Here is a 13,486-nt window from a genome sequence, read left to right as displayed (position 1 = left end):
CGGGGTCAGAGCTCGTCGCGGCGGCTTATCCAGAACAGCTCGTGACGCCGCACGGCCTTGCGGAAGAATTCGTCTTCCCCGGTGCGCGGCCAGCGGCGACCGGCCAGCAGCCACTGGATGGCCCGGCGCAGGCGCTTCTTGGCCGGCAGCGGCACCAGCAGGTCGTGCTGCATCCCCAGGGCCATGGCCTTGTCCAGCCGCCGTTCGGGGGTCAGCAGCGGACTCCAGGGCACCAGGGGGGCCGGCGTCTCGATGGCGGGTGGCAGGGCGATGCCGCCCTCGGCCGGGCCCATGGGCCAGCGGTCGTTGTCGTGCAGGTGATTGGCGTAGAGCAATTCGAGCTCGGGCTGCCACTGGCTGAGGGTCAGGGCTTCACGCAGGGCCCGGGTGCTGGCCACGTGATCGGCATGGGGATCGATCTGCGGATGCGGCAGCACCACCACCTCGGGGCGGAAGTGCTCCAGCAGGGCTACCAGATCGGCCACCAGGTTGCGCCAGGTGGGGGCGCCGTCGACATCGCCGGGTAGTTGCAGGGGGTTGTGGCGACGGGCACTGCGCACATCGCCTTCGCCGGATTCGCGGGAGCCGAAGGCGTCTTCCGGCGCCTGGCGCATGGCCGGCAGCTGCAGGCAGTAGTAGCCCAGCTGCACGCAACGCTCTGTTGGTACCCCACCCCACAGCGGGGTGACCAGGCTGTCCCAGGTGCGCAGGCGCCCCTTGAGCCGGGCCGCCGCCTGGCGATCGAGACCCAGCCGCTGGTAGTGTCCGGCCTCGATCTCGCCCTGGGTCAGGGTGACGATGCTGGCTTCCCGCGCCTGGCTGTAGAGACCGAAGGCGGCCAGCTCGGCGTCGTCGGCGTGGGGCGCGATGACCATCACTCTCTTGCTACGGAGGTCCGGCTGGGCGAAGACGTGCAGGCGCAACTCGCCCTGCAGCCGGCAGAAGCGCGTCCAGAGGTGCAATTCGCCACGTCGCAGGGCCTCGGCATAGCCGCTGAGATTGACATAGCGCCGCCCGGCCACGCCGCGCTCGAAGTCCTGGCGATCCGCGTCGTCACCTGCGCGCAGACGTACTTGGGGATCCAGTAATCGGCCCAGCCAACCGGCCTTGAGGCGGCATTCCAGGAACAGCGTCAGCTCGCCCGGCGGCAATTCCACCGCGGCCAGGCGACCGTGCTGCAGATGCAGGCCCAGCACCAGGGTGTCGGCAGGAAACTGGTAGCTGTAGTTGTCGCGCGGCGAATAGAAGAGGTGATCGGCGAACCAGGCCTCGTGGCCGAGCCACACCAGCAGCGCCAGCAGCGGCGCGCTCCACCAGGGCCCCAGCGCCAGGCAGCCGAGCAGCACGACGGCGATGACCGCCAGGACCAGCCGCTTGTGGCGGCGGTGACGTTTGAGCAGGGCTTGTTTGCGGGCGGTCATCTCAGCTCTCGAAGACGGTGACGCGGTGGCACCAGCGGTCCTTGTAGTCGCGATCGGCGCGGCCGAAGGAATAACGCAACGTCTTGCCCAGGGCGCGGGCGTCCTGCCAGGCGGCCTGGGTGTTCAGATAGGTGAGGACGCTGCCCGGACTCAGGTCGCTGGCCGCGGGATCGACGCCGCCGTTGACGTACTCGACGCTGATCCAGTCGGGCGCTTCCACCCGATAGAGCACCTGGATCGCCACCGGGCGCTCGCCGAGCATGAGCAGCGAACCGGTCATGAATTCCCGCAGCAGGGCGAACACCTCGGCCAGCCGGGTCTTGCCCGGTACCTCGAAGCCCCAGCGCGCCTCGAACAGCTCGGCATAGATCCGTGCCTGCTCGGCGCTGTCCAGCTCGGCCATGGGGACCGCGCGGCCACCGGCGTCTTCGAACAGCCGCTGCTCGCGTCTCTGGTTGTAGCGGAATTTCTTCGACCAGGCTTCCGGCTCGCGGAGCATGGCCAGCTCTTCGCTCTGCCGGCGCAGACCGGCGAAACGCTCGTCGCACAGCGGCGACAGATAGCGGGCGCGCTGGCGCAGGGGCGCCAGCGCGCCAGGGGCGGCCGGCAGGATGATCTCGGCGTTGCCCAGGTCGAACAGGGCACGCTGGCGGCGCTTCTTCAGCACCGCGCGCGACAGCGCCAGCTCGCGCCCCCAGCAGGGTACCGCCGCCTGCAGGCCATCCGCGCCGGGCCAGCCCAGGTAGCGCACCGGGATGCCGGCCAGTTCGGCCAGGCGGGCGATGACCTCGGGGTGGGTGGCGACGCTGCCGCCATAACGCTGCCAGGCAGCGGCGTAGTCGGCGGCGGAAATCGTGGTCCAGCCGCGCTCGCGCCAGAAGCGGAATCTGTTCAGCATTCGATCGTCGGCGCCGGCGGCGCGACCTCCTCGAACTGCTTGGCATGCAGCCGCGCATAGTAGCCGTTCAGCGCCAGGAGCTCGCCATGGCTGCCACGCTCGACGATGCGGCCATTGTCCATCACCAAGATCAGGTCGGCCTTCTCGATGGTGGAGAGGCGGTGGGCGATCACCAGGGTGGTACGGCCCTGCATGACGCGATCCAGTGCGGCCTGGATGTGACGCTCGGACTCGGTGTCCAGCGCCGAGGTGGCTTCGTCGAGGATCAGCAGCGGCGCGTTCTTCAGCAGGGCCCGGGCGATGGCCAGGCGCTGGCGCTGGCCGCCGGAGAGCAGCACGCCGTTCTCGCCGACCTGGGTGTCGTATTTCTGCGGCAGACGCTCGATGAATTCGTCGGCATAGGCCGCCTCGGCCGCCGCCCTGACCTGCTCCATGGGCGCCCCGGCCAGATCGCCATAGGCGATGTTGTTGGTGACGCTGTCGTTGAACAGGGTGACGTGCTGGGTGACCAGGGCGATGTGCCGGCGCAGGTTGGTCAGGCGATAGTCCTGGATCTCCAGGCCATCGAGGAGGATCTCGCCCTCTTCGTGCTGGTAGAAGCGCGGGATGAGATTGGCCAGGGTCGACTTGCCGCTGCCCGAGCGACCCACCAGGGCCACCATCTGGCCGGGCTCGGCGACGAAGTCGATGCCTTCCAGCACCGCCTTCTCGGTACCCGGATAGCGGAAGGTCAGGTTGCGCACCTCCAGACGACCCTGGACGCGCTCGCGCTCTTCGCGGCCTTCGTCGCGCTCGGCGGGTTCGTCGAGTTGCTCGAAGATGCTTTCCGCGCCGGCCACGCCGCGCTGGATGGTGGAGCTGACCTCGGAGAGCTGGCGGATCGGCTTGGGCAAGAGGCCGGCCATGGTGATGTAGGCTACCAGGTCACCGGCGGAGGCTTCGCCGCGCAGCCAGAGCACCAGGAACATCAGCACCGCCATGGCCGAGTAGATGACCAGCTGCAGCATGGGCGTATAGACCGCGCCGGTCTTGGTCATGGTCAGCTGCTTGTCGGTGTTGGCCGTGCTGGAATCGAGGAAGCGCTGCTGCTCGTAGCGCTCGCCACCGAAGCTGCGCACCACCCGATAGCCCTGGATGGCTTCGGAGGTGATGTGGGTGACGTCGCCCATGGCCGACTGGATCTTGCTGCTCTGCTTGCGGAACTTGCGACTGGCGCTGGTCACCATCAGGGCGATCAGCGGCAGGATGGCCACCATCACCAGGGTCAGTTTCCAGTTCATCCACAGCAGGGAAGCGAACAGGAAGACCACGGTCATGCCTTCGCGGATCACCACCTTGATCGCCTCGGTAGCGGCGCCGGTCACCATGGTGACGTTGAAGGTGATGCGCGAGATCAGATGACCCGAGTTGTTGGCGTCGAAGTAGCGATTGGGCAGCCGCAGCATGTGGTTGAACAGCGCCACCCGCAGGTCGTGCACCAGGCCGAGGGAGACCCGCGCCAGGAAGTAGTTGCCGAGAAAGGAACCGACGCCCTGCCAGGCGGCGATCAGGATGATCATCAGCGGCACTGCCTGCACTAGGTGCAGGCCACCGACGATGGGCCAGCCCGGAAACATGGAGGCATTGGGGTTGTTCAGGCCATCGACGAAGTACTTGAGGATGCCCGCCAGCATCGGCTGGGTGGAGGCGAAAATCAGGAAGCCGACGATACTCAGGGCGAACATGCCGATGTAGGGCCGCACGTAGCCGAGCAGGCGGAAATAGATCTTCAGACTGGAGGTCTGTGCAGGGGAGTCTTGGCTCATGGTCTCGTCGTGACGCAAAAGCGCCATGTTAACACGCACCCGCCGCCGACCCAGCGGCGGGATTTTCCGCTAGGCTTGCCCTCCCCTGCTGCGGAACCCTGACATGCAACCGCTGATCGCCACCTATGCCGAACTCAAGGACTACTGGCGCCTGGAGGTGCTGGATGCGCCGGGCAAGCCCTTGCGCCTCAAGCGCCTGTTCCGGCGCGTAGCGGCCGGAGAGAGTCCGAGCTTTCTGTTCTGGTATCGCCTGGCGCAATTTCTCTACTGCCGCCCGCGCGGCCTGCTCAACTATCGCAAGCTGGCCGAGCGCATCAATCGCCGGCTGATCCGTCGGCACAATATCGAGATCCTGCTGGGCGCGCGCATCGGCCCCGGGTTGCGCCTGCCCCATCGCATGGGCATCTGCGTGTCGAATCTGGCGGTGATCGGGCGCAACGTGATGATCCGCCAGCACACCACCATCGGCATCAAGAGCGACGATCCGGCGCAACTGGTCGGCATCTTCATCGGCGACAACGTCAGCCTCGGTGCCCACGTCTGCATCGTCGGCGACCACCTGACCATCGGCGACAACGTGGTGGTCGGCGCCGGCGCCCTGGTAATGCGCGACATCCCCGCCGACAGCCTCTACTACAGCCGCCACGAGGCGGTGATCCGCCCGCTGCCGGGCGCTACGCCCGGGGATGCCGCCCGCTGAGGACGGTCCGCAGCATCTGCGGCAGGACGCCATACAGATACAGCCGGTTGCCCAGCAGCTGTCGCCCCAGATAGCGCAGCACCTTGCCGCGCGAGGCGCCCTTGTAGTGCAGGCGCAGCAGCAGGGCGACATAGAATTTCTCGATGTCGCGAAAGCGCCGCTGGGCCGGGGTCTCGGCTTCCAGCTCGGACAGCGAATGGTCGAGGATGCCCGCGCAAAGCAGTTCGACCGGCTCTTCCCGCGCCAGCGCCTGCACCCGCAGGAAAAAGGAGACATCGACGCCATAGAGGGCGAAGCGCTCGTCGAAGACATCGCCGTGGCGGGCCGCGATGCGCGCGGCCAGGCCCTGCGTCAGGCACAGCCCCGAACTTATGGTCACGGTGGCCTGGGGATCCAGGGGGCCCTCCACGGTCACCACCGCCTTGTACTGATGGGGATAGCGGATGGCGCCCGCCCCCAGCACCAGGGGCACCAGCAACTCGGCCTGCTGCCCGAGCGCCTGCAGAAAGCGTGCGTCCACCACGGTGTCCTGGTCGAAGATCACCAGGCGCTCGGCGCCCAGTCGCAAGGCCTGGTTGTAGACCCGGCTCAGCGGCGGATTGCCGAGGTCCTCGCTGATGAGCACCTCCGTCCAGCCCGGCGCGGCGAGCAACGCCTGGCGATCCGCCTGAGCCAGGGGCTGGGGCCCGTTGTTCCAGACCAGCAGGACGCTGTCGGCCGGCAGGCTGGCGGAGGGCTGGGCCAGCAGGCTGTCGAGGGTGGCCGACTCCCCAGGGCGCAAGCCATAGAGGACGACGAGAAAGAGCGTTCGCATGGGCTTTCCTGAGGATGGCGGCCTAGCCGCGCACCCGCTTGCGCAGGTAGTCGAGGGCCGCGCTGGCTTCGTCGGCCAGGTGCGGACGCGGCAGGTCGTTGGGCCAGATGCCTTCGGCGAAGGCCTGGCGATCGCCGCCGCCGAGGCGCTCGCTCAGCGCCCGCTCCCACCAGACGTGGCGGCAGGCGCGGGCATAGCTGTCCTGGGGCGCCAGGCAGCCGTAGAGCAGCTTGCGCCCCAGACTCGCGCGCTGCTTGTCCAGTCCGGCCAGTTGCCACTTCACCCGCAGGCGGGTCCAGACATCGGGCAGCGGCTTGGTCAGGGGCACCTCCTGCCAGTGCCGCTGCAGCTCCGGGGAATAGTCTTCGCCATAGCGCTCGAAGAAGTGCGCCAGCATGAAGTGCAGAAAGCGCTTTTCCGCGTAGTAGTGGCGCACGGGACCGCGCGCCGCGCTGATGGCCAGATCCGCCAGGCTGAACGACAGGGCGATCTGCTCCAGGGTATGGACCTCCTCGTCGTGGCCATGCCAGTCGTCGATCAGGGCGATGGCCCGCTCGACCCGCGGCAGATGGCTGCGTGCCAGACCGCAGACGCCGCTGTTATAGAGCCGGGTCTCTTCCGCCGGCTCCTGGCCACGCGCGGCCAGGGCGGCGGCGAACCGGGCGAATTCCGGGCGGGTACGGGCCTTGCGCCACGGCCACTCCTCGATGTCCATCAGCCCGCGCTGCTCATCGATGCCGTCGAACAGCGCGGCCAGCGGCGTCTGGACCACGGTGTCGCTGTCGAGGAACAGGGTCTTGTCGGCGGCGGGCAGCGCCCAGGCGATGGCGCAGGCCTTGCTGCGGTGCAGATAGCCGTGCTGCCCCTGCCAGGCCTTGAGCGTCGCCCCCTCGATGGCCAGCACTTCCACCGGCCAGCCGCGATAGTCCTGCGGCCGATCGGTCAGGATACGGAGGACGATGTCCTGGCCCTGGCGCCAGTGCAGGGCGCTGAGCAGGCTGAATTTCAGCTCCTGCCGATAGGCCTGAGCACCGCCGTAGACGAAATACAGGAGTTGGCGTGTTGGACGCATGTAAAGCTGCCGGCAAAAATCTGATTCTAGCAACAAGCGGCCGGATAGGTCGTAAGGGTCACTTCACAGCCTGCCACCTTCGGGTAACATGCACGCCCTGACGTTGACGGGTCCTGCATGAAGCCTCTCGAACATTCGCGCTATATCGAACTGCGCGACGCCGCCCAGGTAGTGGAAGCCGACCACCATGGCGACAAGGTCCTGCGCCTCACCGATGGCAGCTATCTCAAACTGTTTCGCCGCAAGCGGCTGTTGACCTCGGCGGCACTGTTTCCCTACGCCCAGCGTTTTGCCGACAACGCCCGCCAACTGGCCGAGCGCGGCATCCCCTGCCCGCAGGTTCTGGAGGTCTATCGCGCCGCCTCGCTGCAGCGCGACCTGGTGCACTACAGTCCGCTGCCGGGCGCCACCCTGCGTCAACTGCGCGCCTCGAGCGAGGCCGCGACCCTGCGGCCGGCGCTGGGTCGCTTCATCGCCGAATTGCATGACAGTGGTGTCTATTTCCGTTCGCTGCACCTGGGCAACGTGGTGCTGACGCCGAAAGGCGAACTGGGGCTGATCGATATCGCCGACCTGCGCTGCCATGCGCGGCGTCTGCCGCTGCGCCTGCGGGTGCGCAACTTCCACCACCTGCTGCGCTATACCGAGGATCGCGACTGGGTGTTCGAACCCGGTCGCGAACCCTTCCTCCGGGCCTATGCCGAAGCCTGCCGCCAGCCCCTGGACTGGCGCGAGCTCGACCGGCAACTCCAGGACTAGTGCGGTGTTTCAGAAATTATCTGCACAATTTCGGCGGCGCTTTTTTGGCCTTGGCGGCGTTGCCGCTCTTCGCCATAGCCCTGCTATGACTCGTCGCGGCGCCTAGCCCATACCAAAAAAATCACTCGCCGATTCTTGCGCGAACTTCTGAAACACCACACTAGACCGGCACCGCCTGTCCCAGCGCCAGCTTGCGCCGGCGCTGCACCTCGGCCCCGGCGATCATCGCCGCGGGCAACAGCACCAGCGGCCACAACTCGTCCGGATTGCCGATCAGCTTGGCGCCATCGAAATTGAGCATCAGCAGGGCCACGGCCAGATAGAGTCCCCAGGGATCGCGCTGGCGCAGGGCCGCGCCCAGGCTGGCCAGCATCAGCACGCCAAAGATCAGCAGCGATACCAGGCCGGTGTAGATGCCAAAGGACACGAAGATGTTGTGCGGGTGCTGGATGGCCTCGGTGCCATGCAGCAGATCGTGACTCTGATAGCCCAGACCGCAGCCCAGCCACCAGCCGCAGGACTCCCAATCCTTGATCATGAAGTGGAACAGCTCGATGCGTCCGGAATCCGCCCGTCCCCAGAAGGCGACGAACCAGGCTTCGGTGTGCACCACCTGGACCACCCCGGCGATCAGGGCACCGACCAGGACCACCAGCGCCAGGGTACGCAGCGGAAAGCGCGGAAAGGCGAAGAGCACGCCGAGGGCGGCCAGGAAGCCGATGCCGACCAGGCCGGTGCGGGTCTGCAGGGCGAAGGAGATGCCGACGATGGTGACCACCACCGCCGCCAGCAACTCGATCCAGCGCCGCTCGCGGATCCAGGTGGGCGCCGCCAGGCCGCCCAGGCAGACCATCCAGATGCTCACATAGATGGGATTGGAGATGCGTCCCGGCAGGTGGATGATCCGCTGGCCGACCGCATAGTGACCGGTGAGCCAGAACACCAGGCTGGAGCCCACGGCATAGGCGCAGACCACCCAGAAGGCCAGGCGCACGAAGCCGGGCCGGCGAAAGAAGTCGCCATCCACCAGGCAGGCCACGCTCAGCACGAACAGCAGCACATAGAGGATGTGCTTGAAGAACTGCCCCTCCTCGGCCCGCACCCCTGGCACGATGAACCAGGCGAGAAACACCAGCCAGAGCAGCAGCAGCGGCGAGCGCCAGTCGATCAGCCGCGGGCGCAGGACGAAGAGGATCAGTGCCGGCAGGGCGATGGCCGCATAGTAGTAGCTGTTGATCCACTTCGCCGTGGGGATGCACAGGTAGGCGGCCATGAACACCAGCACCGCCAGGGTGAAGTAACGGCTTTGCTGCAGACGATCAAGCAAGGGTGTCACCACAACAGGGCTCCCAGGAGTGCACCGACCAGGAAGGCCAGTGCCAGTTTGATGCGTTCCATCCGCCGGCGCTTCCGCTTGTCGTTGCGGTCCTTGTCGCTGACCACGTGCTGGCCGAAGCCGGTGTGCAGCACGGCATCGTTTTCCAGGATCAGCGCGTGGCGCTGGGCGTCGGCATAGCGCCGGGACAGTTCCTTCTCGCCGCTCAGGTCGCCATAGGGCGCGTGCAGCAGGTAGTCGGCGCGCCGGCGCAGACCGGGATTGAAGGAAAAGCCCTGCCATTCGGGCTTGTGCGAGCCGACCTCATGAAAGGCGATGCCGGCATGCACCTGGCGCGGCTTGAGATAGACGTAGGGGCTGTGGATCGCCAGGTCATGGGCATGGCTGCGCAGCCAGACCTGCAGCGCCTGCGGATCGGCCTCCAGCAGCGCCTGGGAATCCTCGATGAAGCCCGGGCGATAGAAGGCCCAGTCGTCTTCGCAGTGAAAGATCCAGCTTGTCTCGACCCGGGCATAGGCGGCGTCGACGCTGCGCATCTGGCCGAGCTTGGGGTTGTTGACGATGAACTCGGTGTGCTCGCGCCAGTGCGCCGGGATGCAGTCGCGTACCGCTTCGTCGCCGGAGTCCTCGGTGATGAAGACCCGGCGGATGGGCGCGGTGTTGAATTCGTCGAAGGTCGCCAGCGTCTGCCTGAGCAGGTCGAAGCGCCCGCAGCTGGTGACGACCATAGAGATGTCGCTGTCGGCGGAAAACTGCACGTTCTACCCTTTCTGCCAGTTGAGTCGAAAGCCGGACCTTGCGCGGCGCATCAGCGTCCCAGCCAGCTCAGCAGGCGGCGGAGGAACCCCGGTGCGACGGCCGGTCGCAGCGCTGGGGTTATAGCCGAAACGATGCGCTCACCCAAGTGGCCGAAGGCGAAAGAGTGACGCGCCAGGGCCTCTCCCGCCCTGGCGATGGCCGCGGCGTGCGCCGGATCGCTTCGCAGCCGGGCGAGTTTCTCGCGCAATTCCTCCAGCGAGCGATAGAGCACCACGTTGACGCCATCCTCGAAGCCCAGCGCCCGGTTCTCTTCTTCGCCCTGGTCATAGGTGAAGAGCACGCAGCCGCAGGCCATGGCCTCGAAGTTCTTGATCATGTATTCGCCCATGCCGACATCGGCGCCGACAAAGAAGCGGATGCGGTTGAGCGTCTGCAGGTATTCGTCGCCCGAGCGGGTCTTGGTGATCAGCAGCGGCTCGACCCTGGCCAGATCTTCCAGCAGCTGCTTGCGGCCGCTGTAGGCCACGCTGCCCAGGCTGCCGACGAAGCCCAGTTCGATGTCGCGCTCGACACCCAGGTCGCGCAGGCGACTGTCGTCGTAGCCCTTGGGTACGAAGTGGGCGTCGATCCCCTCCTCCTGCAGCCGCCGCGCCACCCCGGCGCCGGAGACCAGCACCCGGACGTGGGGCATGGCCCGGTAGTAGCGGCTGAATTTGCCGGTGTACTTGCAGGGGATGAAATTCTGGTAGGCGTCGTGTTCCAGCTCCACCAGATTGGGCAGGCTGCGGATGAAGGGGATCTGCTTGAGCTGCTTCTTGAATCGCAGAAACAGCAGGATGCGGTCGTATTGCTCGGGCTGGGGCACGGCGCGGCGGAAATAGCCGCGCAGATCGGCCTGTTCCTCGTCGCTCAGCCAGCGCAGGTCGCAGTCGCAATGGGCGGCGATGCTGGCATAGAAGTGGTCCAGCAGGATGCGTTGCTCCTTCTGGACCAGGAACAGGACTTTCACGGCGCCGGGGCCTTGAAGGCGGCAACCATCGGCAGACGCCAGAAGTCGCGGCGCACGGCCTCGTCGGAGAAGCGTTCGGCCAGGCGCTCGCGCATGTGCTGTACGCAGGCACGTCTCTGGCTCGGCGCCAGGCGACCCAGATGCTGCAGCCCCTGGCCCAGGGCCTCGGCGTCGCCCAGGGGAAAGAGAAAGCCCACGCCTTCGACGATCTCCCGGGCGCCGCCGCAGGAGGTGGCGATCAGGGGCACGCCGGCGGCCATGGCTTCCAGCAGGACCATGCCGAAGGGCTCGTGATCGGAACTCAGGGCGAAGACGTCGAAGGCCTTGAAATAGCGCCGGGCGCCTTCCACCTGGCCAAGGAACAGCACCCGGTCGGCGATGGCCAGTTCACGGGCCAGGTCCTTGAGGTCTTCTTCCAGGCGACCCTTGCCGAGAATCGCCAGCAGGGCGTTGGCCGGCAGATTCGGCAGGGCGGCGGCGAAGCCGCGCAGCAGCGTGGCCTGATCCTTGTCCGGATGCAGGCGACCGACGTTGCCGACGATCCAGGCGTCATGGGGCAGCTTGAGCTCGGCGCGGGCCTGGTCGGCCGGCAGGAGTTCGCGCTCCACCGCCTCGACGTCCAGGCGGTTGTAGAGGGTCTCGATGCGCTCGGCCGGCCAGTCCTTGAGGCGCAGGCGCAGCTCGTCGCGCACCGCGTCGGAGACGCCCAGCAGGGTCAGGCGCTTGCTCATCAGCTTGGCGAACAGCCGCCGGCCGAACCGGTCGTAGTCGCCAAAGGCATGGTGCACGCCGATCACCGGCAGATTGGTGGCGAGGCAGGCGATCCAGATCGGCTTGAAGCGGTGGGCGATGACGAAGCGGATGCCTCGCGAGCGGACGATCTCGCGCAGCGCCTGGATGGCGCCGAGCTTGAGTCCGCGCACGTCCCGGGAGGAATATTCCAGGAACAGCACCTCGTCGCTGCCGCAGCCGGCCGCCACCTCGGCGTCGGCGGTGCCGGTGAGAAAGACCGTGGTGACGCGATAGCCGCTGCCCGCGAAGAGGCTGGCGGTCTGGCGGGCGCAGTCGAGGAAGGGACCGTCGTAGCCGTGACAGAACTGCAGCACCCGCGGTTCGGCGGAACGCGTCATACGCCAGCCCCCTCCTTGACCACCAGGATGTCTTCCATGATCAGATACTGCAGATCCGAGCCGAAGAACATGTTCAGGGCGTCGGTGGGCGAGCAGACCATGGGTTCACCGCGGCGGTTGAGCGAGGTGTTGAGGGAGACGCCGTTGCCGGTGAGCTTTTCCAGCTCGACCATGAGGTCGTACCAGCGCGGATTGTGCCGGCGCTCCAGCACCTGGGCGCGGGAGGTGCCGTCTTCGTGGACCACCTCGGGTACCCGGCTCTTCCACTCTTCGTTGACCTCGAAGGTAAAGGTCATGAAGGGCGAGGGATGGTCGACCTTGAGCATCTGCGGTGCCACGGTGTCGAGCATGGACGGGCAGAATGGCCGCCAGCGCTCGCGGAACTTGATCTGGGCGTTGATGCGATCGGCCACGCCCGGCACGCTGGGGCAGCCGATGATGGAGCGACCGCCCAGGGCGCGCGGACCGAATTCCAGGCGACCCTGGAACCAGGCCACCGGATTGCCGGCCACCATGATCTCGGCGATGCGCTGGGGCATGTCGTCGATCCGCTCCCACTTGGGTGCGTTGGGATGGCGGGCGCAGGCGGCGATGACGTCTTCGTTGCTGTAGCCGGGGCCGAGATAGACGTGCTCCATCTTCTCCACCGGCACGCCGCGGGCATGGGAGACGTAGGCGGCGGCGCCGACGGCGGTGCCGGCATCGCCCGAAGCCGGCTGGACGAACAGCTCCTTGACCTCGGGACGGGCGATGATCTTCTGGTTGAGCTTGACGTTGAGCGCGCAGCCGCCGGCAAAGGCAATCTTGCCGGTCTGGCGGATGATGTCGCCCAGGTAGTAGTCCATCATCTCCAGCGCCAGCTTCTCGAACAGCGCCTGCATGCTGGCGGCATAGTGGATGTAGGGATCGTCGGCGATATCGCCTTCGCGCTTGGGCCCCAGCCACTCGATCAGCTTGGGCGAGAAGTAGTAGCCCTTGCCCTTTTCCTTGTAGCGGCGGAAACCGATGACGTTGGCGTAGTCGGTGTTGATGATCAGCTCGCCGTTCTCGAATTTCGCCAGGCGCGAGAAATCGTACTTGCTGGCATCGCCATAGGGCGCCATGCCCATGACCTTGAATTCGCCGTCGAGCATCTCGAAGCCGAGGAATTCGGTGAGGGCGCCATAGAGGCCACCCAGGGAGTCCGGATCGTAGAACTCCTTGATCTTGTGGATCTTGCCGTTCTCGCCGTAGCCGAAGAAGGTGGTGGCGTATTCGCCCTTGCCATCGATGCCGAGGATCGCGGTCTTTTCGCTGAAGCCCGAGCAGTGATAGGCACTGGAGGCGTGGGCCAGGTGGTGCTCGACGGCTTCCAGCTTGACCTTCTTGAGGTCGAAGCCGAGCTGCACCAGGCACCACTCGATGCGCTTCTGGTAGCGGTGATAGCGGCGATTGCCGAACAGGATGGCGTCCAGGGCGCGATCCGGCGCGTAGGCATAGCGCTTGGCGTAGTGCCAGCGGGCTTCGCCGAAGAGACTGATGGGCGCATAGGGAATGGCCACCACGTCGACGTCGGCGGGGGTGATCCCGGCCTGCTCCAGGCAGAACTTGGCCGACTCGTAGGGCATGCGATTCTTGGCATGCTTGTCGCGTACGAAGCGTTCTTCTTCCACCGCGGCGATCAGCTTGCCGTCGATATAGAGCGCGGCGGAGGGATCGTGGCTGAGGGCGCCGGACAGGCCAAGGACGGTCAGGGACACAGGTAAAGCCTCTGTACAGGGCGAAGCCAGGGGAGTTCGCCGGG

At 66.5% G+C, this 13,486-nt stretch carries 12 protein-coding genes; 2 read left to right on the top strand and 10 right to left on the bottom strand.

Features of this window, described 5'->3' with window-relative positions; translation table 11 throughout:
* Positions 1 to 5: 5 nt before the first annotated feature.
* The 3 genes from DBY63_RS18830 to msbA are packed head-to-tail and all read right to left on the bottom strand — an operon-like array spanning position 6 to position 4,124.
* Complete coding sequence (locus DBY63_RS18830; RefSeq protein WP_108582556.1) at positions 6 to 1,421, bottom strand: PIG-L family deacetylase; 1,416 nt, start codon at positions 1,419 to 1,421, stop codon at positions 6 to 8.
* Position 1,422: 1 nt separating this feature from the next.
* A complete protein-coding gene (locus DBY63_RS18825) occupies positions 1,423 to 2,319 on the bottom strand; it encodes a GNAT family N-acetyltransferase (protein WP_074585034.1) in 897 nt (298 codons plus the stop codon).
* Complete coding sequence (gene msbA, locus DBY63_RS18820; RefSeq protein WP_042136879.1) at positions 2,313 to 4,124, bottom strand: lipid A export permease/ATP-binding protein MsbA; 1,812 nt, start codon at positions 4,122 to 4,124, stop codon at positions 2,313 to 2,315. The genes DBY63_RS18825 and msbA overlap by 7 nt, the downstream gene beginning before the upstream one ends.
* 103 nt (positions 4,125 to 4,227) lie before the next feature.
* Between msbA and DBY63_RS18815 the strand changes: the two genes are divergently transcribed.
* Positions 4,228 to 4,824, top strand: a complete 597-nt coding sequence (locus tag DBY63_RS18815; protein WP_108582555.1) for a serine acetyltransferase — start codon at positions 4,228 to 4,230, stop codon at positions 4,822 to 4,824.
* Here DBY63_RS18815 and DBY63_RS18810 read toward each other — a convergent pair.
* Together DBY63_RS18810 and DBY63_RS18805 are read right to left on the bottom strand one after the other, a co-directional pair.
* Positions 4,799 to 5,638, bottom strand: coding sequence for a glycosyl transferase (locus DBY63_RS18810; RefSeq protein WP_027603045.1), 840 nt, complete (start codon positions 5,636 to 5,638; stop codon positions 4,799 to 4,801). The two genes, DBY63_RS18815 and DBY63_RS18810, sit on opposite strands and share 26 nt — an antisense overlap.
* Before the next feature lie 22 nt (positions 5,639 to 5,660).
* Positions 5,661 to 6,710, bottom strand: coding sequence for a hypothetical protein (locus DBY63_RS18805; protein ID WP_108582554.1), 1,050 nt, complete (start codon positions 6,708 to 6,710; stop codon positions 5,661 to 5,663).
* A 117-nt stretch (positions 6,711 to 6,827) separates the two neighbouring features.
* Here DBY63_RS18805 and DBY63_RS18800 point away from each other — a divergent pair, with 117 nt between their 5' ends.
* Positions 6,828 to 7,469 (top strand): lipopolysaccharide kinase InaA family protein, encoded by a 642-nt coding sequence (locus DBY63_RS18800; protein WP_077170949.1) that lies wholly within the window; start codon positions 6,828 to 6,830, stop codon positions 7,467 to 7,469.
* Positions 7,470 to 7,629: 160 nt separating this feature from the next.
* Here DBY63_RS18800 and DBY63_RS18795 read toward each other — a convergent pair whose 3' ends face one another.
* The 5 genes from DBY63_RS18795 to DBY63_RS18775 all read right to left on the bottom strand — a co-directional run bounded on the left by DBY63_RS18795 (position 7,630) and on the right by DBY63_RS18775 (position 13,442).
* Positions 7,630 to 8,796, bottom strand: a complete 1,167-nt coding sequence (locus DBY63_RS18795; protein ID WP_108582553.1) for an O-antigen ligase family protein — start codon at positions 8,794 to 8,796, stop codon at positions 7,630 to 7,632.
* 5 nt (positions 8,797 to 8,801) lie between these two features.
* Positions 8,802 to 9,533, bottom strand: coding sequence for a glycosyltransferase family 2 protein (locus tag DBY63_RS18790; protein ID WP_169853368.1), 732 nt, complete (start codon positions 9,531 to 9,533; stop codon positions 8,802 to 8,804).
* An 80-nt stretch (positions 9,534 to 9,613) separates the two neighbouring features.
* The gene (locus DBY63_RS18785) at positions 9,614 to 10,573 is read right to left on the bottom strand and encodes a glycosyltransferase (protein ID WP_108582552.1); all 960 of its coding nucleotides are present in this window, start codon (positions 10,571 to 10,573) and stop codon (positions 9,614 to 9,616) included.
* Positions 10,570 to 11,703 carry a glycosyltransferase gene (locus DBY63_RS18780; protein ID WP_108582551.1) on the bottom strand — a complete coding sequence of 378 codons (1,134 nt, stop codon included), beginning with the start codon at positions 11,701 to 11,703 and terminating at the stop codon, positions 10,570 to 10,572. Before DBY63_RS18780 ends, DBY63_RS18785 begins: the two co-directional genes overlap by 4 nt.
* A complete protein-coding gene (locus DBY63_RS18775) occupies positions 11,700 to 13,442 on the bottom strand; it encodes a carbamoyltransferase (protein ID WP_027603040.1) in 1,743 nt (580 codons plus the stop codon). Before DBY63_RS18775 ends, DBY63_RS18780 begins: the two co-directional genes overlap by 4 nt.
* Positions 13,443 to 13,486: the final 44 nt, after the last annotated feature.

The organism is Pseudomonas sp. RIT411 (assembly GCF_003057735.2).
Taxonomy (GTDB): Bacteria; Pseudomonadota; Gammaproteobacteria; order Pseudomonadales; family Pseudomonadaceae; genus Chryseomonas; species Chryseomonas oryzihabitans.
This window is presented reverse-complemented; position numbering and strand designations above follow the sequence as displayed.

Bases quoted from the DNA above. Each gene is read 5' to 3' on its own strand.
- DBY63_RS18815 (WP_108582555.1), top strand. From the start codon at position 4,228: ATGCAACCGCTGATCGCCACCTATGCCGAACTCAAGGACTACTGGCGC.
- DBY63_RS18810 (WP_027603045.1), bottom strand. From the start codon at position 5,638: ATGCGAACGCTCTTTCTCGTCGTCCTCTATGGCTTGCGCCCTGGGGAG.
- DBY63_RS18790 (WP_169853368.1), bottom strand. From the start codon at position 9,533: ATGGTCGTCACCAGCTGCGGGCGCTTCGACCTGCTCAGGCAGACGCTG.
- DBY63_RS18825 (WP_074585034.1), bottom strand. From the start codon at position 2,319: ATGCTGAACAGATTCCGCTTCTGGCGCGAGCGCGGCTGGACCACGATT.
- msbA (WP_042136879.1), bottom strand. From the start codon at position 4,124: ATGAGCCAAGACTCCCCTGCACAGACCTCCAGTCTGAAGATCTATTTC.
- DBY63_RS18800 (WP_077170949.1), top strand. From the start codon at position 6,828: ATGAAGCCTCTCGAACATTCGCGCTATATCGAACTGCGCGACGCCGCC.
- DBY63_RS18830 (WP_108582556.1), bottom strand. From the start codon at position 1,421: ATGACCGCCCGCAAACAAGCCCTGCTCAAACGTCACCGCCGCCACAAG.
- DBY63_RS18805 (WP_108582554.1), bottom strand. From the start codon at position 6,710: ATGCGTCCAACACGCCAACTCCTGTATTTCGTCTACGGCGGTGCTCAG.
- DBY63_RS18780 (WP_108582551.1), bottom strand. From the start codon at position 11,703: ATGACGCGTTCCGCCGAACCGCGGGTGCTGCAGTTCTGTCACGGCTAC.